Source organism: Pseudomonas sp. R2-7-07, assembly GCF_003852355.1.
Lineage (GTDB): Bacteria > Pseudomonadota > Gammaproteobacteria > Pseudomonadales > Pseudomonadaceae > Aquipseudomonas.
Genome location: NZ_CP027759.1, coordinates 5,517,452 through 5,536,278, shown reverse-complemented (window position 1 = coordinate 5,536,278; position 18,827 = coordinate 5,517,452). Strand labels below are relative to the sequence as shown.

At 60.9% G+C, this 18,827-nt stretch carries 21 protein-coding genes, 1 other RNA gene and 1 pseudogene; 11 read left to right on the top strand and 12 right to left on the bottom strand.

The genetic code is table 11. The annotated features are described in order from the left end of the window. Window positions 1-264: 264 nt before the first annotated feature. Entirely contained in the window at window positions 265-1,242 is a 978-nt protein-coding gene (locus tag C4J86_RS25565) for an NADPH:quinone oxidoreductase family protein (protein WP_124372237.1), read from the bottom strand. 150 nt (window positions 1,243-1,392) lie between these two features. On the opposite strand from C4J86_RS25565, the gene C4J86_RS25560 reads away from it, so the two are divergent. Further along, window positions 1,393-1,800: a flagellar basal body-associated protein FliL gene (locus C4J86_RS25560; protein ID WP_124372236.1), complete on the top strand. Its 408-nt coding sequence runs from the start codon at window positions 1,393-1,395 to the stop codon at window positions 1,798-1,800. Window positions 1,801-1,872: 72 nt separating this feature from the next. On the opposite strand, the gene C4J86_RS25555 is transcribed toward C4J86_RS25560, so the two are convergent. Together C4J86_RS25555 and C4J86_RS25550 are read right to left on the bottom strand one after the other, a co-directional pair. Next, complete coding sequence (locus tag C4J86_RS25555; protein ID WP_124372235.1) at window positions 1,873-2,313, bottom strand: hypothetical protein; 441 nt, start codon at window positions 2,311-2,313, stop codon at window positions 1,873-1,875. A 180-nt stretch (window positions 2,314-2,493) separates the two neighbouring features. After that, window positions 2,494-2,943, bottom strand: coding sequence for an EVE domain-containing protein (locus tag C4J86_RS25550; protein ID WP_124372234.1), 450 nt, complete (start codon window positions 2,941-2,943; stop codon window positions 2,494-2,496). 194 nt (window positions 2,944-3,137) lie between these two features. Here C4J86_RS25550 and C4J86_RS26905 point away from each other — a divergent pair, with 194 nt between their 5' ends. Then, on the top strand, window positions 3,138-3,284 hold the full coding sequence (locus C4J86_RS26905) for a hypothetical protein (RefSeq protein WP_015886446.1): 147 nt from the start codon (window positions 3,138-3,140) through the stop codon (window positions 3,282-3,284). Between the two features lie 7 nt (window positions 3,285-3,291). On the opposite strand, the gene C4J86_RS25545 is transcribed toward C4J86_RS26905, so the two are convergent. From C4J86_RS25545 to C4J86_RS25530, 4 genes are all read right to left on the bottom strand, one after another. Then, window positions 3,292-3,921, bottom strand: coding sequence for a 5-formyltetrahydrofolate cyclo-ligase (locus tag C4J86_RS25545; RefSeq protein ID WP_124372233.1), 630 nt, complete (start codon window positions 3,919-3,921; stop codon window positions 3,292-3,294). Window positions 3,922-3,979: 58 nt separating this feature from the next. Further along, a non-coding RNA gene (gene ssrS, locus C4J86_RS25540) (6S RNA) lies at window positions 3,980-4,158 on the bottom strand. A gap of 30 nt (window positions 4,159-4,188) precedes the next feature. After that, window positions 4,189-4,506 (bottom strand): cell division protein ZapA, encoded by a 318-nt coding sequence (locus tag C4J86_RS25535; protein WP_005792389.1) that lies wholly within the window; start codon window positions 4,504-4,506, stop codon window positions 4,189-4,191. Beyond that, window positions 4,503-4,712 carry a TIGR02449 family protein gene (locus tag C4J86_RS25530; protein ID WP_003177365.1) on the bottom strand — a complete coding sequence of 70 codons (210 nt, stop codon included), beginning with the start codon at window positions 4,710-4,712 and terminating at the stop codon, window positions 4,503-4,505. Before C4J86_RS25530 ends, C4J86_RS25535 begins: the two co-directional genes overlap by 4 nt. A 138-nt stretch (window positions 4,713-4,850) precedes the next feature. Between C4J86_RS25530 and C4J86_RS25525 the strand changes: the two genes are divergently transcribed. From C4J86_RS25525 to gcvH, 9 genes and pseudogenes are all read left to right on the top strand, one after another. Beyond that, the gene (locus C4J86_RS25525; RefSeq protein WP_124372232.1) at window positions 4,851-5,408 is read left to right on the top strand and encodes a YecA family protein; all 558 of its coding nucleotides are present in this window, start codon (window positions 4,851-4,853) and stop codon (window positions 5,406-5,408) included. 20 nt (window positions 5,409-5,428) lie between these two features. After that, a complete protein-coding gene (gene pepP, locus C4J86_RS25520; protein ID WP_124372231.1) occupies window positions 5,429-6,751 on the top strand; it encodes a Xaa-Pro aminopeptidase in 1,323 nt (440 codons plus the stop codon). Beyond that, on the top strand, window positions 6,748-7,935 hold the full coding sequence (gene ubiH, locus C4J86_RS25515; RefSeq protein WP_124372230.1) for a 2-octaprenyl-6-methoxyphenyl hydroxylase: 1,188 nt from the start codon (window positions 6,748-6,750) through the stop codon (window positions 7,933-7,935). The genes pepP and ubiH overlap by 4 nt, the downstream gene beginning before the upstream one ends. A 28-nt stretch (window positions 7,936-7,963) precedes the next feature. Then, window positions 7,964-8,056 (top strand): annotated as a pseudogene (locus tag C4J86_RS25510) (tetrameric acyl-CoA thioesterase); the annotation flags it as partial. A gap of 8 nt (window positions 8,057-8,064) precedes the next feature. Then, window positions 8,065-9,282, top strand: a complete 1,218-nt coding sequence (locus tag C4J86_RS25505; protein WP_164485306.1) for a 2-octaprenyl-3-methyl-6-methoxy-1,4-benzoquinol hydroxylase — start codon at window positions 8,065-8,067, stop codon at window positions 9,280-9,282. 174 nt (window positions 9,283-9,456) lie between these two features. Next, window positions 9,457-10,461, top strand: a complete 1,005-nt coding sequence (locus tag C4J86_RS25500; protein ID WP_124372228.1) for an extracellular solute-binding protein — start codon at window positions 9,457-9,459, stop codon at window positions 10,459-10,461. A gap of 176 nt (window positions 10,462-10,637) precedes the next feature. After that, the gene (locus tag C4J86_RS25495) at window positions 10,638-12,254 is read left to right on the top strand and encodes an iron ABC transporter permease (RefSeq protein ID WP_124372227.1); all 1,617 of its coding nucleotides are present in this window, start codon (window positions 10,638-10,640) and stop codon (window positions 12,252-12,254) included. Between the two features lie 156 nt (window positions 12,255-12,410). Then, window positions 12,411-13,493 carry a glycine cleavage system aminomethyltransferase GcvT gene (gcvT, locus tag C4J86_RS25490; protein WP_124372226.1) on the top strand — a complete coding sequence of 361 codons (1,083 nt, stop codon included), beginning with the start codon at window positions 12,411-12,413 and terminating at the stop codon, window positions 13,491-13,493. Window positions 13,494-13,546: 53 nt separating this feature from the next. Continuing rightward, window positions 13,547-13,930 carry a glycine cleavage system protein GcvH gene (gene gcvH / locus C4J86_RS25485; protein WP_124372225.1) on the top strand — a complete coding sequence of 128 codons (384 nt, stop codon included), beginning with the start codon at window positions 13,547-13,549 and terminating at the stop codon, window positions 13,928-13,930. Between the two features lie 48 nt (window positions 13,931-13,978). On the opposite strand, the gene C4J86_RS25480 is transcribed toward gcvH, so the two are convergent. The 5 genes from C4J86_RS25480 to C4J86_RS25460 form a co-directional block, all read right to left on the bottom strand. Beyond that, the gene (locus C4J86_RS25480; protein WP_124372224.1) at window positions 13,979-15,121 is read right to left on the bottom strand and encodes a DegT/DnrJ/EryC1/StrS aminotransferase family protein; all 1,143 of its coding nucleotides are present in this window, start codon (window positions 15,119-15,121) and stop codon (window positions 13,979-13,981) included. Between the two features lie 163 nt (window positions 15,122-15,284). Then, window positions 15,285-15,599 (bottom strand): DUF2388 domain-containing protein, encoded by a 315-nt coding sequence (locus tag C4J86_RS25475; RefSeq protein WP_124364886.1) that lies wholly within the window; start codon window positions 15,597-15,599, stop codon window positions 15,285-15,287. Between the two features lie 68 nt (window positions 15,600-15,667). Then, window positions 15,668-16,114, bottom strand: a complete 447-nt coding sequence (locus C4J86_RS25470; protein ID WP_124372223.1) for an NfeD family protein — start codon at window positions 16,112-16,114, stop codon at window positions 15,668-15,670. Window positions 16,115-16,124: 10 nt separating this feature from the next. After that, the gene (locus C4J86_RS25465) at window positions 16,125-17,045 is read right to left on the bottom strand and encodes an SPFH domain-containing protein (protein WP_124372222.1); all 921 of its coding nucleotides are present in this window, start codon (window positions 17,043-17,045) and stop codon (window positions 16,125-16,127) included. A 77-nt stretch (window positions 17,046-17,122) separates the two neighbouring features. Next, window positions 17,123-18,808 carry a GspE/PulE family protein gene (locus C4J86_RS25460; RefSeq protein ID WP_124372221.1) on the bottom strand — a complete coding sequence of 562 codons (1,686 nt, stop codon included), beginning with the start codon at window positions 18,806-18,808 and terminating at the stop codon, window positions 17,123-17,125. Window positions 18,809-18,827 lie beyond the last annotated feature (19 nt).

Below are 18,827 nucleotides of genomic sequence, written 5' to 3'. Positions count from 1 at the left end.
GGATGCGAATGTTACAGTTTCGTTACCGAAAATAGCATCGCCTCTTATCTGCAAACACAGGAAATCAAAGCAATTGCATGTTCTCTTATGAACATGTCGCGAATAGATAAGGTGTGGTCGTAAGTGGATTCTGCAGGCGCTGGAGATCCATATGTGGGAGGGGGCTTGCCCCCGATAGCGGTGGTTCAGTCAACATATGTGTCAACTGATCCACTGCAATCGGGGGCAAGCCCCCTCCCACATTGTTCGCATTTCAACTGGCTATCAGCGGGTCTGAACAACCACCTTACCCACCGCCTTGCGCTGCCCCAGGTCGTTAATAGCCTGGGCAGCCTGTTCCAACTGATACACCTGCGACACCAACGGCTTCAACTTGCCCTCGCCATACCAGGTGAACAACTGCTGAAAATTCGCCGCATTGTCCTGGGGCTGACGCTGGGCAAACGAACCCCAGAACACCCCCACCACCGCCGCGCCCTTGAGCAGTGCCAGGTTCACCGGCAGTTCCGGGATGCGCCCGCTGGCAAAGCCCACCACCAACACGCGGCCATTCCAGGCGATCGAGCGGATGGCCTGGTCAAACAGGTCGCCACCCACGGGATCGTAGATCACATCGGCGCCGTTGCCACCGGTCAGGCGCTTGACTTCGTCCTTGAGGCTGGCTTCGCTGTAGTTGATCAGCTCATCGGCGCCGGCCGCCTTGGCCACCGCCAGCTTGTCGGCGCTGCTGGCAGCGGCGATCACCCGGGCGCCCATGGCCTTGCCGATTTCCACGGCGGCCAGGCCCACGCCACCGGAAGCGCCGAGCACCAACAGGGTTTCGCCGGGTTGCAGGTTGGCCCGCTGTTTCAGCGCATGCATCGAGGTGCCGTAGGTCATGCTGAAGGCGGCGGCGATGTTGAAGTCCATGCTCGGCGGGATCGGCAGCACGTTATAGCCCGGCACCGCGACCTGCTCGGCAAAGCTGCCCCAGCCGGTCAGGGCCATCACGCGATCACCGACTTTCAAGTGACTGACCTTCTCCCCGACCTCACTCACCACGCCCGCCGCTTCGCCACCCGGCGAAAACGGGAAGGGCGGCTTGAACTGGTACTTGCCTTCGATGATCAGGGTGTCCGGGAAATTCACCCCGGCCGCGTGCACGTCCAGCAGGATTTCGTTCTGCTTGATCGCAGGGCTGGCGATCTCTTCCAGCACCAGATTTTCGGCGGGGCCGAAGGCTTTGCACAGCACAGCTTTCATCGGACTATTCCTTTTGGCGTCGTGGCCGATAAGTGTAGGAGGGTACGCCCGTGGGTCAACGAGCATGCCCGTGCCTGATAAGCCCTCATAAGCTTGTGCTCAGCCTTGCTAGCGTTATGCTACCCGGCAACCGAATTCGAGGAGTGAACTGTGAAAGCGTGGATCCTGTTGATGCTGGCCCTGACCTTGCCGATGGCGGCCCAGGCCGAAGAAGCCAAAGAGGGCGAGGCGCCGAAGGTCAGCTATATCAGCCTGAGCCCGCCGTTCGTGGGTAATTACGGGTTGGATGGCACGGCCAAGCTAAAAGTGTTCAAGGCCGACATCGCCCTGCGCGTCACCGGTACCGAAGCTGCCGCAGCGGTCAAAGCCAACGACGCGTTGATTCGTAACCAGTTGGTGGCGCTGTTCACCCAGCAGACCAACGAAGCCATGAGCAGCGTCGAAGGTAAGGAAAAGCTGCGTCAGGAAGCGTTGAAACAAACCCAGCAAGTGATGAACGATGAAACCGGCAAGCCGGTGGTGGAAGACTTGCTGTTCAACAACTTGATCATTCAATAAGTCCGAAAAAGCGGACTTTCAAGGGTTTTGGGAGGCCAGCAACTTAGTTGCTGGCTGTAGTGTAGTCAGGAGCTAATTGGCAATCAGTCTTAATATTTTTGTATCTGTTCTCCATAGCCCCTCAGGCGCGTCGAAGACAAAGTAAAACTTGAAGTCCATTGCTGTGTTCGCTGTTTGGTAGCTTGTTGAAGAGCCCCAGAAGTGCCATTGGCCATCCTGTGGAGGGACGACTGTCAATGTAGGGCCGTTTACGGCCATGGCGCTGATTTCGAAGCGCGGGTTTTTCCCCGTTACCGCACCTCGCTCGAACTGATACCTGCGCGCATGGATCGTGTAAATATTATTGCTCCACGAGTATTCAACCTCGATAGAGCCTTTATATCCATGTAATGGGTACGCCCCCGTCACTATCGTTATTCCTTTGGTGTTATCCGAGTGGATCTTAATCTCTATTTTTTCTATGGAGGCAGCTTCATTCGAGTCATTTCTATCTGAGTCTGATAAGTCAGCCATTTTTGCTCTCCTGGTAGTGTGAATGCGATAAATCCGTGTTCAGTGGTTATCATTCACTTTGGAGAAAATGTTGACTACTGTCATAAATGACAGTTGGTTATGCTGAATTTTGATAACTGTTTCTTTTTTTATAACGAGTACTTTTATGATGTTAGATGAATGCCCAATGGCATCGGACAGCTAAAGCAGTTGACGAATGGCCGTCCATTGTTCCGACGTGACCGACATCACCGAAAGCCGGCTGCCCTTCTGCACCAGTGGCAACTCGGCGAGCGTGGCTTGCTGTTTCAGGTGGCTCAGGCTCAGCACCTTGGGGAAGGTTTTGACGTGGGCCACGGTGATCGCACTCCACGGGTTTTTCTCCGCGCTGGCCTTGGCGTCGAAATAGTGGCTGTCCGGTTCCAGCGCGGTGGGGTCGGGGTAGGCGGCCTGGATAATTTTGCCGATACCGGCAATGCCAGGCTCCGGGCAACTGGAGTGATAGAAGAAAAACTCATCGCCCACCGCCATGGCGCGCAGGAAATTGCGCGCCTGGTAGTTGCGAACCCCGTCCCAGCGCGTTTCGCCGAGCTTTCCCAGGTCGTTGATGGAGAGCTCGTCGGGCTCGGATTTCATCAGCCAGTAGGCCATTTCGGGGCTCCTGAGAAAGGCATTGGGCAAGTTGTCGGGCAATGCCATGACAAACCGACAGTCGGTTGGCGTCAAGGTTTGCGTGTTGGTTCACGTTACCGCAGAATGCCGGCTTTTAAGCTTGGTGCAGCTGCAACGGACTACTTTGGAACGTTGTTGTCATCGTGTACGAGGTGCCTGAAGGGGGGCAATCGATGCAACGTAAACCGGATTTACTATGGATTTTGGTAATTTTGTTTGGTCTGGGCGTCGTGACCACCGGGTATGCCCAGAGCCTGTGGTCGAACAAGACCGATGCGCCGGTCGAACTCTCGCCTGTGCAACAGCAATTCAAGCGTTAACACGGTTTTAACCGCGTCGCGGTTCCAGCGACGTTTCTGCGACAAACCATTGCTTATCGGTGACAGTGCCCGCCAGCGGCACGTCCCAGCTCGCCTGCGCCAGGCGATCGACTTGCTGACATTCATGGGCCAGCCCCAGCAGCGTCGGCTTGCGCCAGGTTTTTCGCCTGGCAAGGTAGGCCAGGCTGCGGTCATAGAATCCGCCCCCCATGCCTAATCGCCCACCCTCGTTATCGAACCCCACCAGCGGCAGCAGTACCAGGTCCAGCGTCCACACCTTGCGTTGGCACCGGGCATTGGCCCGTGGCTCCAGAATGCGAAAGCGGTTGGGCAACAACTTATCCCCAGGCCGCACGCGTTGGAACACCATCTTGGTACGTGGCCACGCACTCAGTACGGGCAGGTAAGTGGCCTTGCCCTGGCGCTGGGCAGCGCGCAGCAGCAGACGCGGATCGATTTCGCCGTCCGTCGGTAGATATAAGGAAATATGTTTGGCCCGGCGAAACAGCGGGTGCTGTGCCAGTTGCCGATACAGGCCGCAGGCGGCCTGGCGCTGCTCGCGGGGCGTGAGGGCGCGGCGGGCTTTGCGCAACATGCGTCGAAGTTGCGGACGGGAAAGCGGCGCAGATTCGGTCATGGCTTTTCGGCTCATAAAACAATGCCAGTCCTGGGACTGGCATTGAGTTTGGGAATTCAGGCTCCCCGACAGAACCGCTGTCGACTAAGCCCTTGAACCCGAAAGTTCAAGGTGGAAGAAGCAGTAGGCTTTAAGGCTTTCCGTCTAGCGGACATGCACACCAGCCCAACGTGCAACTTCCAGGGTAGTGCGAATCGGCTCCGGGACATCGCCGACTGGCAAGCACGCCAGGGAGTGGGGCGAGTATACCTTAAACAGACTCGGCAATCAGCCCTTGGGTGCGTCTGAATCGGTGGAAAGCACCAGATCAACGCGTTCGAGCAGGTCACGCACTTGCTCGCGGGTCGAGCCGCTGGCCTGCACGTCAGGGCGTTCCTGCTTATGCAGCAGGTCGTGGGTAATGTTCAGCGCGGCCATCACGGCGATGCGGTCGGCGCCGATCACTTTGCCGCTGCTGCGGATTTCGCGCATCTTGCCGTCCAGGTAGCGGGCAGCGCTCACCAGGTTGCTGCGCTCTTCCTGGGGGCAGATGATCGAATATTCTTTGTCGAGGATCTGCACGGTAACGCTATTGCTTGAACTCATGAGTCTTGCTCCAGGGCCTTCAGGCGCGAAATCATCGATTCGACCTTTCGCCGGGCGATTTCGTTTTTTTCAATGAGGTGAGCGCGTTCCTCGCGCCAGGTTTTTTCCTGAGCTAGTAGGAGTCCGTTTTGACTCTTAAGTTGCTCGACCCGATCAATTAGCAGTTCGAGTCTGGCCATCAGCGCTTGCAGGTCGGTGTCTTCCATTGGGTTCCACTGGATTTGTCTGATGAATGGCAACTGCAGGATAAACGATCTGACGCCCTCGATAGTCTTGGTACGTCTGCCGGTGCTAGGATACAGCGCTCCATTCTAGACATTGCGCCGTCTGGCGCCTAGCTCACCATGCCCATTCAGAACTCCCCGTACGACGCTTTTTCCAAACTGCTGAGCACCAGCGGCCATCCTTGCTCGCCTGCCGAACTGCACGGTGTGCTGTTGGGCCGCAGCTGCACCGGTGTCGGCTTCGATGCCGACAACTGGCTGGCCGATGTGGCCGAGCTGCTGGAGAAAGAACCCGAAGAAAACGTGCGCAATGCGCTGATCGGCCTGCAAGAGATGGTCAAGGGCGAGCTGACCGGTGATGACGTCACCGTGGTCCTGCTGCTGCCCACCGACGATGCGCCGCTGGCCGAACGCGCCGCCGCGCTGGGCCAATGGTGCCAGGGTTTCCTCCACGGTTTCGGCGTGAACGCCGGTGGCCTGGAGCTGAGCACCGACGCCAAGGAAGTGCTGCAGGACCTGGCCGCCATCTCCCAAGTGCAAGACGCCCTGGAAGAGTCCGAAGACGGCGAAGGCGACTACATGGAAGTCATGGAATACCTGCGCGTTGCGCCGTTGCTGCTGTTCACCGAGACCAAAAAGTCCGCTGAGCCTGCTTCGCCCAAGCCGTCGCTGCACTAAACGAGGAAGCCCATCTGCCCATGATCCATATCCCCAAAGCGGAATACACCCGTCGCCGCAAGGCGCTCATGGCGCAGATGGAACCCAACAGCATCGCGATCCTGCCGGCCGCCGCCGTGGCGATCCGCAATCGTGATGTGGAGCATGTCTACCGCCAGGACAGCGACTTCCAGTACCTGAGCGGTTTTCCCGAACCGCAGGCGGTGATCGTGCTGATGCCCGGTCGCCAGCATGGCGAGTACGTGCTGTTCTGCCGCGAACGCAATGCCGAACGCGAATTGTGGGATGGCCTGCGCGCCGGCACTGAAGGCGCGATCCGTGATTACGGGGCTGACGACGCGTTTCCCATCACCGACATCGACGACATCCTGCCCGGCCTGATCGAAGGCCGTGACCGGGTGTATTCAGCCATGGGCAGCAATGCCGAATTCGACCGGCATGTGATGGAGTGGATCAACGTGATCCGCTCCAAAGCGCACCTGGGTGCCCAGCCGCCGAACGAATTCGTTGCCCTGGATCATCTGCTGCACGACATGCGCCTGTATAAATCGGCGGCGGAAGTGAAGGTGATGCGCGAGGCGGCGCGGATTTCCTGCGCGGCCCATGTGCGGGCGATGCAGGCCAGCCGTGCCGGCTTGCACGAGTTCAGCCTGGAAGCCGAGCTGGATTACGAATTCCGCAAGGGCGGCGCGAAAATGCCGGCCTATGGCTCCATCGTCGCGTCCGGGCGCAACAGCTGCATCCTGCATTACCAGCAGAATGACGCGTTGCTCAGGGACGGCGACCTGGTGCTGATCGACGCCGGTTGCGAGATCGACTGCTACGCCAGTGACATCACCCGCACCTGGCCGGTCAATGGCAAGTTTTCGCCCGAGCAGAAGGCGATCTACGAAATTGTGCTGGCTTCCCAGGAAGCCGCCTTCAAGCAGATCGCGCCGAACAAGCATTGGAACCAGGCGCATGAGGCGACCGTGCAGGTCATCACTGCCGGGTTGGTCAAGCTGGGGTTGCTGCAAGGCGACGTTGACGAGTTGATCGCCAGCGAAGCCTACCGCGCCTTTTACATGCACCGCGCCGGCCACTGGCTGGGCATGGATGTACATGACGTGGGCGAGTACAAAGTGGGCGGTGAATGGCGCGTGCTGGAAGTTGGCATGGCCTTGACCGTGGAGCCGGGGATCTATATTTCACCGGACAACCAGAACGTAGCGAAGAAGTGGCGTGGCATTGGCATACGCATCGAGGACGACGTGATAGTGACCAAGCAAGGCTGTGAAATCCTGACCGGCGCGGTGCCCAAGACGGTGGCCGAGATCGAAGCACTGATGGCGGCTGCCCGATGAGCCGGGTCAACCTGGCGATCATCGGCGGCGGTCTGGTGGGCGCGAGCCTGGCCCTGGCGTTGCAGGCCGGGGCCAAGGCGCGAGGGTGGAAAATCGCACTGATCGAGCCCTTCGCGCCGGGTGACAGCTATCAGCCGAGCTACGATGCGCGTTCTTCGGCGTTATCATTCGGTGCTCGCCAGATTTATCAGCGGCTGGGCGTCTGGCAAGCAATTTCCCGGCGCGCGGAGCCGATCAAACAGATTCATGTGTCGGACCGCGGGCGTTTCTCTACCGCACGCTTGTCTGCCTTGGAAGAAGGCGTGCCGGCCCTGGGGTATGTGGTGGAAAACGCCTGGCTCGGCCAATGCCTGTGGCAAGGCCTGGACAAGGACGTGGTGAGCTGGCGCTGCCCGGCGGAAGTCACACGCATGGAGCCGCTGCCCGATGGCTATCGCCTGACCCTCAATGACGAAACCGTACTGGAATGCGAGCTTGCGGTATTGGCCGATGGCGGCCGCTCCGGTCTGCGCGAGCAGCTTGGCATCGGCGTGAAAACCCGGCCCTACAACCAGAGCGCGTTGATCGCCAATATCACCCCGAGCGAAGCCCACAATGGCGAAGCGTTCGAGCGTTTCACCGATGAGGGACCGATGGCCTTGCTGCCGCTGCCCGACAACCGCTGTGCGCTGGTGTGGACCCGCATCGGCATGGACGCCCAGCGCCTGGCCAACCTGGATGAGCGCAGCTTCCTGAGCGAATTGCAGGGCGTGTTCGGCTATCGCCTGGGCACCCTGAAACAAGTGGGCGCGCGGCATCTTTATCCGCTGACCCTGGTGGAAGCGGAAGAACAAGTGCGCTCGCACCTGGTGGTGCTCGGCAATGCCGCGCACAGCCTGCACCCGATCGCCGGGCAAGGTTTCAACCTGTCCCTGCGCGATGCCAACGCCCTGGCCGAAGCCTTGCTGGCCGGGCCGGAAGTGCCGGGAGACCTAGCAACCCTGCAACGCTATCGCGAGCGCCAGCGCCTGGACCAGCAACTGACCGTGGGTTTCTCCGACCAAGTCACGCGCCTGTTCGGCAGCGGGCAACCGCTGGTGGCGCTGGGGCGCAACATGGGCCTGCTCGGCCTGGACCTGTTACCGCCGGCCAAACGCTGGTTCGCCCGCCAGGCCATGGGGCTGGGAGTGCGCTCCGATGCGTAAGTGGCTGATGGAGAACCCGGGCCGCGACAAGGTCCAGATTCATGACGGCTGCGGCACCCTGGTGGCGCGGGTCGACAAAACCCTTTACGTGCGGCGCAAGCCGCCAGCGAGACAGGCTTGACTATGGACATGCACGCAGATGTGCTGATTGTCGGGGCCGGAATGGTCGGAAGCGCCCTGGCGCTGGCGTTGCAGGGCAGTGGCCTGCAGGTGTTGCTGCTTGACGGCAGCCCGCTGAGCGTCAAGCCGTTCGAACCGGCGGCGGCGTTTGAACCGCGGGTGAGTGCGTTGTCCGCCGCCAGCCAGCGCATTCTGGAGCGCCTTGGCGTGTGGGACGGCATCGTCCAGCGCCGCGCCAGCCCGTATGGCGAGATGCACGTGTGGGACGGCAGCGGCACCGGGCAGATCCACTTTTCGGCGGCCAGCGTACATGCCGAAGTGCTGGGGCATATCGTCGAGAACCGTGTGGTCCAGGATGCCTTGCTGGACCGCCTGCATGATTGCGACCTGGGGCTGCTGGCCACTGCGCGCCTGGAGCAGATGCGCCGTTCCGGCGATGACTGGCTGCTGACCCTGGCCGATGGGCGCAAGCTGCGCGCTCCGCTGGTGGTCGCCGCCGACGGCGCCAACTCGGCGGTGCGCCGCCTGACCGGCACTCCCACCCGTGAATGGGATTACCTGCATAACGCCATCGTGACCAGCGTGCGCAGCAGCCAGCCGCACCGGCGCACGGCGTGGCAACGCTTCACCGACACCGGCCCGCTGGCGTTTTTGCCGCTGGTGCGCGATGGGCAAGAGGATTGGTGCTCGATTGTGTGGTCGACCACGCCGGCGGAGTCCGAGCGCCTGATGGCCCTGGACGATGAACGCTTTTGTGGTGAACTGGAGCGTGCCTTTGAAGGGCGCCTCGGCAACGTGATCAGCGCCGACCCGCGCGTCTGCGTGCCGTTGCGTCAGCGCCATGCCAAACGCTATGTGGCCGAAGGCCTGGCATTGATTGGCGATGCGGCCCACGTTATCCACCCGCTGGCGGGGCAGGGCGTGAACCTGGGGTTTCTCGATGCCGCGGTGCTGGCTGAAGTGCTGCTGGCGGCCAACGAACGTGGTGAACGTCTGGCGGACGTGAAGGTGCTGAGCCGCTACGAGCGGCGGCGCATGCCGCATAACCTGGCGCTGATGGCGGCCATGGAAGGTTTCGAGCGTTTGTTCCAGGCCGATCAACTGCCGTTGCGCTGGCTGCGCAATGCCGGGTTGAAAATGGTCGACCAGTTGCCCGAAGCCAAGGCATTGTTTGTACGCCAGGCGCTGGGCTTGACCGGCGATCTTCCGGAACTCGCCAAACTGTGAACCGAAGTGCAGCCCCCTGTGGGAGGGGCGGTGCGACGATTCGACTTGCCCCCGATGAGGCCATCAGCCCTTACGATATTCCGACCGTGCAACATCTGGTAACGCCTCCAGCAAGCGGTACCAAATGTGAGTCCTTATCATTTGCGCTCTTTTTGCAAATGAGCGACCGCACCCATGTTGGCACCCAAGCGCCTCCTGACTGCCCTGGCACTCACCCTGATCGGCAGCACCGTCGTGCAGGCCGCCGACGAAGTGGTGGTGTACTCCTCGCGCATCGACGAACTGATCAAGCCGGTGTTCGACGCCTACACCCGCAAGACCGGTGTACAGGTCAAATTCATCACCGATAAGGAAGCGCCGCTGATGCAGCGCATCAAGGCCGAAGGCGAAAACGCCACCGTCGACCTGCTGCTCACCGTCGATGCCGGCAACCTTTGGCAGGCCGAGCAGATGGGCATCCTGCAGCCGTTCACCTCCGAGGTGATCGACAAGAATATTCCGTTGCAATACCGTTCTTCGGCCCACGCCTGGACCGGCTTGAGCCTGCGCGCGCGCACCATCGCCTATTCCACCGACCGGGTAAAACCGGGCGACCTGACCACCTACGAAGCCCTGGCCGACAAACAGTGGGAAGGCCGCCTGTGCCTGCGCACCGCGAAAAAGGTCTACAACCAGTCACTCACCGCCACGCTGATCGAAACCCATGGCGCGAGCAAGACTGAAGAAATCGTCAAAGGCTGGGTGAATAACCTGTCCACCGACGTGTTCTCCGACGATATTGCGGTGCTGGAGGCGATCAATGCCGGGCAATGCGATGTGGGTATCGTCAACACGTACTACTACGGTCGCCTGCACAAGCAGAAGCCGGACCTGGCGGTGAAGCTGTTCTGGCCGAACCAGGGCGACCGTGGCGTGCATGTGAACCTGTCGGGCATCGGCCTGACCAAGCACGCGCCACACCCAGAGGCGGCCAAGGCTTTGGTGGAGTGGATGACCACGCCCGAGGCGCAGCAGATTTTCGCCGATGTGAACCAGGAGTTCCCCGCCAACCCAGCGGTAGCGCCGTCGGCAGAAGTGGCGAGCTGGGGCAAATTCGTGGCCGACACCTTGCCGGTGGAAGTGGCGGGCAAGCGCCAAGCCGAGGCTATCCGCTTGATGGATCGCGCCGGCTGGAACTGATTTTGTAAATCGCCGCAGATCAAAATGTGGGAGGGGCGGTGCGACGATTCGACTTGCCCCCGATTGCGGAGTGTCAGTCTAATCATCAGTGGCTGATTCACCGCCATCGGGGGCAAGCCCCCTCCCACACTGTTTTATGTCTGCTTTCAGATAGTCCATTCCCAGGGAATTTGCTCTTGGCCCATCCCGCCCAACGCCGCTGGTACCTGCCGGTCTTCAGCGTCGCCGCCCTGGTGCTGCTGCCGCTGAGCGTGCTGTTGCTGTCCTGGCAAAGCGTCGACCACCAGATCTGGTCCCACCTCTGGGACACCCAGATGCCCCGTTTGCTGGGTAACACCTTGACCCTGGTGCTCGGCGTCGGCCTTGGCGTGACGTTGCTGGGCGTAAGCCTGGCCTGGCTGACCAGCCTCTGCGAATTCCCCGGCCGCCGCTGGTTGGACTGGGCACTGATGCTGCCCTTTGCAATTCCGGCCTACGTGTTGGCGTTCGTGTTCGTGGGACTGCTGGATTTTGCGGGCCCCGTGCAAACCCTGCTGCGCGACGTGTTCGGCGCCGGGCTGCGCCTGCCGCGTGTGCGTTCCACCAGCGGCGTGATCATCGTATTGGTGCTGGTGTTCTACCCCTATGTCTACCTGCTGGCGCGCTCTGCATTCCTGGCCCAGGGCAAGGGCTTGATGGAAGCGGCGCGGGTGCTGGGCCAGTCGCCCTGGCAAGCGTTCTGGCGCGTAGCGCTGCCCATGGCGCGTCCGGCGATTGGTGCCGGTGTCGCCCTGGCCTTGATGGAAACCCTGGCGGATTTCGGTGCGGTCTCGGTGTTCAATTTCGACACGTTCACCACCGCTATCTATAAAACCTGGTACGGCTTTTTCAGCCTGTCCAGCGCTGCCCAACTGGCCAGCCTGTTGCTGCTGGTGGTGATGCTGGTGCTGTATGGCGAACGGCGCGCGCGGGGAGCGAGCCGGCCCAGCAACGAGCGCCCGCGAGGCAAGGCGTTGTATCACCTGCGTGGGTTCAAGGCGGCAGCGGCCAGTGGCTGGTGTGGCTTGGTGTTCGCCTGCGCGTTTGTGATCCCGGTGCTGCAACTGGTGGCCTGGTTCTGGCAGCGCGGCCGGTTCGACCTGGATGAGCGCTACACCGGCCTGATCCTGCACACCCTGTATCTGGGCGCGATTGCGGCGCTGATTACCGTCGGCGTGGCGCTGATACTGGCGTTCGCCAACCGTCTTGCGCCGACTCGGGCGATTCGCTCCGGCATCAGCCTGGCCAATGTCGGTTATGCCTTGCCCGGATCGGTGCTGGCGGTGTCGATCATGCTCGCCTTCAGCTACCTGGACCGCGAACTGGTGGTGCCGCTGTCGGGCTGGCTGGGCGGTACGGGCAAACCGTTGCTGCTGGGCAGCCTCTCGGCGCTGGTGCTCGCCTATCTGGTGCGGTTCCTGGCGGTGGCCTACGGGCCGCTGGAAAACAGCCTGGCGCGTATCCGTCCGTCGTTGCCCGAGGCCGCACGAAGTCTGGGGGTGAGCGGACCACAACTGTTTTGCAAGGTGTATCTGCCATTGTTGCTGCCCGGCACCCTGAGCGCGGCGCTGCTGGTGTTCGTCGATGTGCTCAAGGAAATGCCCGCCACCTTGCTGATGCGCCCGTTTGGCTGGGACACCCTGGCGGTGCGGATCTTTGAAATGACCAGTGAAGGGGAATGGGCGCGGGCCTCGCTGCCGGCGCTGACCCTGGTACTGGTTGGGTTGTTGCCGGTCGTCGGGCTGATCCGACGCTCCGCACGACAAATCGGTTAGGTGCCAGTCCTACAGCTTGCGGCTACAATGCGCGGCATTCGGTGTGCCGCGTCTTTCGAGGCGGGTTGCCACAGGTGTCTGCAGGCCTTGTCATCCAAGGCGCTCGGCACTGGCGGCAACTCTGCGCACCTTCGCCAAGCCCGGAAGGAGACACCCATGGGACAGCGTACGCCTCTGTATGACCTGCATCTCGCCCTCGGCGCGAAAATGGTCGATTTTGGCGGTTGGGATATGCCTTTGCATTACGGCTCGCAGGTTGAGGAGCACCATCAGGTGCGGCGCGACTGCGGGGTGTTCGATGTATCTCATATGACCGTGATCGATGTCAGCGGCCTTCAGGCCAAGGAATGGCTCCAGCACTTGCTGGCCAATGACGTCGATCGATTGCACGGCTGCGGCCGCGCGTTGTACAGCGCCATGCTCAACGAGCAGGGCGGGGTAGTGGACGACATGATCGTCTACCGTACCGAAACCGGTTACCGGCTGGTGGTCAACGCCGCCACCCGTGACCAGGACATGGCCTGGATGCAGGCGCAACTGGGCAGCTATCAAGTGCAACTCCGGGAGCGCTCCGAGCTGGCCATGCTCGCCATTCAAGGTCCCCATGCGCGGCACAAGATCGCCGAACTGGTGACCCAGTCCCGTGGCACCCTGATCCATCAGCTCAAGCCGTTCGAAGGCCAGGCCGACGGCGACTGGTTTATTGCCCGCACCGGTTACACCGGCGAAGACGGCCTGGAAATTGTCCTGCCTGCAGACCAGGCGCCGGGTTTTTTCAACGATCTGGTGGGCGCCGGTATTTCCCCCATCGGCCTCGGTGCTCGCGACACCCTGCGCCTGGAAGCCGGCATGAACCTGTATGGCCAGGATATCCACCAGCAGGTATCACCCCTGGCCGCCAACATGGCTTGGAGCATCGCCTGGGAGCCCGCAGGGCGAAATTTCATCGGCCGCGCCGCGCTGGAGGCGGAAAAGGCTGCCGGCGTGCAATTCAAATTAGTGGGACTGGTCCTGGAAGAACGTGGGGTTCTGCGCGCTCATCAGGTGGTTCGTATCGCCAATGTTGGCGAAGGGGAGATCACCAGTGGTAGTTTCTCACCTACGCTGAGCAAATCCATTGCCCTGGCGCGCGTACCGACGGCGACTGCCGACCGGGCCGAAGTGGAAATCCGCGGCAAGTGGTACCCGGTGCGAGTGGTCAAGCCGACCTTCGTACGCCATGGCAAAACCCTGATCTAACTATTTTCCGGCAGGCCTATGGCCGCTGACATTTCTTCTTGAGGACACAGACTATGAGCAATATCCCTGCCGACCTGCGTTTTGCCGAAAGTCATGAGTGGGCCCGTCTGGAAGCCGACGGCACCGTGACCGTCGGGATCTCCGACCATGCTCAGGAAGCCTTGGGTGATGTGGTGTTTGTTGAGCTGGCTGAGGTTGGTGCCACTTTTGAAGCGCAAGGCCAGGCGGGTGTGGTTGAGTCGGTGAAGGCTGCTTCGGATATCTACTCGCCGGTTGCTGGCGAGGTGATTGCGGTCAACGAAGATTTGGGTGGTAGTCCTGAGCTGCTGAACTCTGACCCGTACGGCGCCTGGATCTTCAAGCTCAAGCCAAGCAACCCAGCTGACCTGGACAAATTGCTCGACGCCGCCGGCTACAAAGCCGCCATCGGCGAGTAAACGCAAAACCAATGTGGGAGGGGGTTTGCCCCCTCCCACATTATGTGATCAGCTTGCTTTCAATACCGCTTTGACCGCCGCCACAGCCCGCTCCACATCCGCCTCCGTCATCGCTGTAAACATCGGCAACGACACGATCAAACGCCCAACACGCTCCGCCACCGGGAACATACCTTCCTTGAACCCTTGTGCCCGATACAGGCTCAGCAGGTGGATCGGCGGGTAGTGATAACCGATGCCGACGCCGTGGGCCTGCATCCGCTCCATAAAGGTGGCGCGGGCAGGCAAACCGTCCTGACGCTCCGGCAATACCAGCTGGAACAGGTGCCAGTTGCTGTTTTCGAAGTCGGCCGGCGGCAGCTGCGCGCCGTACACTTGTTCAAAATCACTGCCAAAGCATTCGAAGTAGTGCCGAGCCAGGTTCTGGCGGTGGGCGGTGATCTTCTCGATATGCGCAAACTGCCCCAGGCCAATGGCGGCGGCGATATCGGTCATGTTGAATTTGCCACCCAACACGTCCACATCCAGGCCATCGAAACCGCTGCGGGTCACGCCTTGCAGGCGGTATTTCTCGGCCAGACGGGCTTCTTCGGCGTTGTTGAGCACCAGGCAGCCGCCTTCGGATGAGGTGATGTTCTTGTTTGCCTGGAAACTGAACGACACAAAGTCGCCGGTAGCGCCGATGCGTTCCCCGTCCCAACTGGAACCCAGGGCCTGGGCGGCGTCCTCGATGATGCGCAGGTTGTACTTGTTGGCCAGCGCGTAAAGCATCGGCATGTCCAGGGGCAAGCCGGCCAGATAGACCGGGATGATCGCCTTGGTGCGCGGGGTAATCGCCGCTTCAACCTGGGCCAGGTCGATGTTGCGGGTCACCGGGTCAATATCGGCGAATACCGGAGTGGCGCCTACCTCCAGAATAACGTTGGCCGTAGCAACCCAGGAAATCGGTGTGGTAATGACTTCATCCCCAGGCCCGATACCGGCGATGCGCAGGGCAATCTCCATGGTGCAGGTGCCGGAGTTGAAAGTGCGTACCGGCCGGCCGCCGAAATATTCCGACAGCTGCGCTTCGAACGCCTGCACCTTCGGCCCGCTGGTGATCCAGCCCGAGCGCAGCACATCGCCGACCGCCGAGATGGTGGCTTCATCAATGGTAGGTTTGGAAAACGGCAGGAAGGGCTGTTGGCTCATGACGAAGAGGGCATCCGTTTCAGGTAGGCGATGAGTAATGGACGTGTCAGCCCTGCATGGTTGCACGGCTCGACTGAATATAGCCTGTCGCCCGTGAATGATTCGTCACGCTCCAGGCAAAAAAATGCCGCTTGAAAAAGCGGCATTTTTTAACGTGCAGGTATTACTCGGTTACAGCGTTCTTCGCGAGGATGGCGTTGGCCAGTTCCATATCCGTGGCTTGCAGGCCAGGGTTATCAGCACGGACCTTCTGCATGGCCGCTTCCAGGTACGGGCCGCGAATGCCGCCGTTGCTGGCGACGAAGCTGCCGGCGTCGTCCTGGGCGGCGACTACCAGCTTGTGGTCCTTGAAGGTCAGGTAGGTCGAGCCGGTGGTGGCACCCGACGAGATGACATTACGCCAGAAGCTATCGGCCATGGCTGAGCCGACAGGGAGGGAGAGCACAGCGAGGGTTGCGACAGCATATTTAAGACGCATGATGGGTGACTCCGGTGGGTTATCTGTACATTTTGATTGTAGTTAACCTGATCCAGTTCCATCACTGACTAAACAGTTTCAACCTTTAAAACCACCCCATCCTGGCCAACCACGCGCACTTGAGCGCCTACGGGCGCATCGGCACCGGTGACCATCCATACGCCATCGCCGACTTTAACCTTGCCCCTGCCATCCACGATCGCCTGATGCACCACGAAGGTGCGTCCGACCAACTCTGAACCGCGCTCATTCAAGCCGGGTTGATCGCTGGCCTTGGCGCCGCTGCGTTGGCGTTTCCACCAGTACACGGCCGTCAATATTGACAACAGGGCGAACAGCAGCAGTTGCCACTCAAGTCCCAGGGGCGGGACGATAAACTTGATCACTCCCACGGCGGCTGCGGCGATACCCATCCACAACAGGTAGCCTCCCGCGCCGAACACCTCGAGAATCAACAACACGGTGCCCAGCGCCAGCCAGTCCCAGAACGAAAGGTGCTGCAGGAAATCCCACATGATGGCGACCTCAGCCTTTCTTGCTGTCGAAAGTCGCTCTGACAATCTCGCCGATACCGCCCACGGCACCGATCACCTGGCTGGCTTCCAGCGGCATCAGGATCACCTTGCTGTTGTTGGCCGACGCCAGCTTGCCCAGGGCATCGATATATTTCTGCGCGACGAAGTAGTTCACCGCCTGCACGTTACCGGATGCGATCGCTTCCGATACCACCTGGGTCGCCCGGGCTTCAGCCTCGGCCTGGCGCTCACGCGCTTCGGACTCAAGGAAGGCGGCCTGGCGGCTACCCTCGGCCTCGAGGATCTGCGCTTGCTTCTTGCCCTCGGCGGTGAGGATCGCCGAGGCTCGCAGGCCTTCGGCTTCGAGGATCTGCGCACGCTTGATCCGCTCGGCTTTCATCTGCCCGGACATGGCCGCCATCAGGTCGGCAGGCGGGCTGATGTCCTTGATTTCGATACGGGTGATCTTGATGCCCCACGGCGCCGTGGCTTCGTCGACGGTGCGCAGCAGTTTTTCATTGATACCGTCGCGCTGGCTCAGCATCGCATCCAGCTCCATGGAGCCAAGCACCGTACGGATATTGGTTTGCAGCAAATTGCGGATGGCATGCTCGAGGTTGTTCACCTCATACGCGGCCTGGGCCGTGTTCACCACCTGGAAGAAGCACACGGCGTCGATCTGCACGGTGGCGTTGTCGGCGGTAATCACTTCCTGGGGGGGAATATCCAGCACGCTTTCCATCACGTTGATCTTGCGGCCGATGCGGTCCATGACCGGGATGATGATGTTGAGGCCGGGCTTGAGGGTGTTGGTATAGCGGCCAAAACGTTCGACCGTCCATTGGTAGCCCTGGGGCACCACTTTGAAACCCATGAACAGGATGGCAATGGCCAACCCCACGAAAAGAAGCAGTACGGTGCCGATCTGCATAACGATTCCCTATCTGATGATGTCGGTGACATGACGTTCGGTCGAGTGTAACGGTCTCGTCACGGATAAGGACGGTTTCAGTGCCCAACAAACAAAGGATTTGTTTCTGAATCCCCAGGGGTCACCCTCAGGACTTCCGCCAGCGTCGTCAGCCCGGCCTTCACCTTTTGCAGGCCGGCCATGCGCAGGCTGTGCATGCCTTGCCCGAGAGCCGCACGGCGCAAGGCCTGCACGTCCGCGCCAGGGGTGATCAGCGCCTTGAGGGTTTCGTCCACCGTCATGATCTCATAGAGCCCGGCTCTGCCCTGATAACCACTGTCGCGGCATTCCACGCAGCCGGCGGCTTCGTAGGCGTCGGCCACGGCGCGTTTGCAATGGGAGCACAGCACACGCACCAAGCGTTGCGCCATGACGCCTATCAGCGTTGCCTTGATCAAATAATGAGCGATCCCCAGTTCCTGCAAGCGGCTGATCGCGCTCGGCGCGTCGTTGGTATGCAGGGTCGACAGCACCAGGTGCCCGGTCAGCGCGGCCTGGATCGCCATTTCGGCGGTTTCCCGGTCGCGAATCTCGCCGATCATGATGATGTCCGGGTCCTGGCGCAGTAACGCGCGGATACCGCTGGCGAAGGTCAGGTCGATGTTGTGCTGGACCTGCATCTGGTTGAACGCCGGTTCGACCATCTCGATGGGGTCCTCCACGGTGCACAGGTTGACCTCCCGGCTCGCCAGTTGCTTGAGGGTGGCGTAAAGCGTGCTGGTCTTGCCCGAGCCGGTCGGGCCGGTGACCAGGATAATGCCGTGGGCCTGTCGGGTCATGGCCTGCCAGCGCTGTTGATCTTCGGCAGACAAGCCCAGCTGGTCGAAATCCTTGAGCAGCACCTGGGGGTCAAAAATGCGCATGACCAGCTTCTCGCCAAAAGCGGTGGGCAAGGTCGAAAGGCGCAGTTCCACTTCAGCCCCCGCCGGGGTTTTCATCTTGATGCGCCCATCCTGGGGTTTGCGCTTCTCTGCCACGTTCATACGGCCAAGGCTTTTCAGGCGGCTGACGACAGCGGTGGTGACCTGTGGCGGAAATTGGTAGACGTCATGCAACAGGCCATCGATGCGAAAGCGCACACGACCCTGTTCGCGGCAGGGCTCTATATGAATATCGCTCGCCCGCTGACCAAAGGCGTACTGCAGCAGCCAGTCGACGATATTGACGATATGTGCGTCATCGGCGTGCGGCTCCTTATCGCTGGCGCCGAGGTTGAGCAGGTCGGCATTGCCGGGCGCTGTCATTTTTTGATCGGCCCCACTGACCGATTTGGCCAACCGATAGAACTCGCTGATACAGCGCTGGATCGCCTGGGGATTGGCCACCACGCGCTTGACCGTGCGTTTGAGTACTTGGGAAAGCCCGGCCTCCCAGCCGCTGACATGGGGTTGAGCGCTGGCGATCGTGACGCTACGCGCATCCACGGCGACTGCGAGGATGGCGTGGCGCTGGGCAAAGGCATGGGACATCAACGGCACCACCGTCGCGACGTCGATCTTCAGCGGATCAATGCGCAGGTAAGGTTGCTCGACCTGCCGGGCCAGCCATTGGGTTAACGTTTCCAGGCACGGCCCTTCGGCGGCGATACGCTCCAGGGGATGCTGGGCGCTGGTGGGCGCGGACGACAGCCGTTGCGCCATCTCCGCCGTGATCAGCTCCTGCTCGAGCAATGCAGGCAGCAACGGATGCAGTTCCAGGGGGCGATCTGGCAGGGCGGCGGACATGAGGGTTTCCTGGTGGGCG

Excerpts from the sequence above, each read along its gene's own strand:
- C4J86_RS25545 (WP_124372233.1), bottom strand. The coding sequence starts at position 3,921 with ATGACCGAATCTGCGCCGCTTTCCCGTCCGCAACTTCGACGCATGTTG.
- C4J86_RS25565 (WP_124372237.1), bottom strand. The coding sequence starts at position 1,242 with ATGAAAGCTGTGCTGTGCAAAGCCTTCGGCCCCGCCGAAAATCTGGTG.
- C4J86_RS25480 (WP_124372224.1), bottom strand. The coding sequence starts at position 15,121 with ATGAGCCAACAGCCCTTCCTGCCGTTTTCCAAACCTACCATTGATGAA.
- C4J86_RS25465 (WP_124372222.1), bottom strand. The coding sequence starts at position 17,045 with ATGCAGATCGGCACCGTACTGCTTCTTTTCGTGGGGTTGGCCATTGCC.
- C4J86_RS25535 (WP_005792389.1), bottom strand. The coding sequence starts at position 4,506 with ATGAGTTCAAGCAATAGCGTTACCGTGCAGATCCTCGACAAAGAATAT.
- C4J86_RS25505 (WP_164485306.1), top strand. The coding sequence starts at position 8,065 with ATGCACGCAGATGTGCTGATTGTCGGGGCCGGAATGGTCGGAAGCGCC.
- C4J86_RS25470 (WP_124372223.1), bottom strand. The coding sequence starts at position 16,114 with ATGTGGGATTTCCTGCAGCACCTTTCGTTCTGGGACTGGCTGGCGCTG.
- C4J86_RS25460 (WP_124372221.1), bottom strand. The coding sequence starts at position 18,808 with ATGTCCGCCGCCCTGCCAGATCGCCCCCTGGAACTGCATCCGTTGCTG.
- C4J86_RS25555 (WP_124372235.1), bottom strand. The coding sequence starts at position 2,313 with ATGGCTGACTTATCAGACTCAGATAGAAATGACTCGAATGAAGCTGCC.
- C4J86_RS26905 (WP_015886446.1), top strand. The coding sequence starts at position 3,138 with ATGCAACGTAAACCGGATTTACTATGGATTTTGGTAATTTTGTTTGGT.
- C4J86_RS25525 (WP_124372232.1), top strand. The coding sequence starts at position 4,851 with ATGCCCATTCAGAACTCCCCGTACGACGCTTTTTCCAAACTGCTGAGC.
- C4J86_RS25475 (WP_124364886.1), bottom strand. The coding sequence starts at position 15,599 with ATGCGTCTTAAATATGCTGTCGCAACCCTCGCTGTGCTCTCCCTCCCT.
- C4J86_RS25530 (WP_003177365.1), bottom strand. The coding sequence starts at position 4,712 with ATGGAAGACACCGACCTGCAAGCGCTGATGGCCAGACTCGAACTGCTA.
- pepP (WP_124372231.1), top strand. The coding sequence starts at position 5,429 with ATGATCCATATCCCCAAAGCGGAATACACCCGTCGCCGCAAGGCGCTC.
- gcvH (WP_124372225.1), top strand. The coding sequence starts at position 13,547 with ATGAGCAATATCCCTGCCGACCTGCGTTTTGCCGAAAGTCATGAGTGG.
- ubiH (WP_124372230.1), top strand. The coding sequence starts at position 6,748 with ATGAGCCGGGTCAACCTGGCGATCATCGGCGGCGGTCTGGTGGGCGCG.
- gcvT (WP_124372226.1), top strand. The coding sequence starts at position 12,411 with ATGGGACAGCGTACGCCTCTGTATGACCTGCATCTCGCCCTCGGCGCG.
- C4J86_RS25500 (WP_124372228.1), top strand. The coding sequence starts at position 9,457 with ATGTTGGCACCCAAGCGCCTCCTGACTGCCCTGGCACTCACCCTGATC.
- C4J86_RS25550 (WP_124372234.1), bottom strand. The coding sequence starts at position 2,943 with ATGGCCTACTGGCTGATGAAATCCGAGCCCGACGAGCTCTCCATCAAC.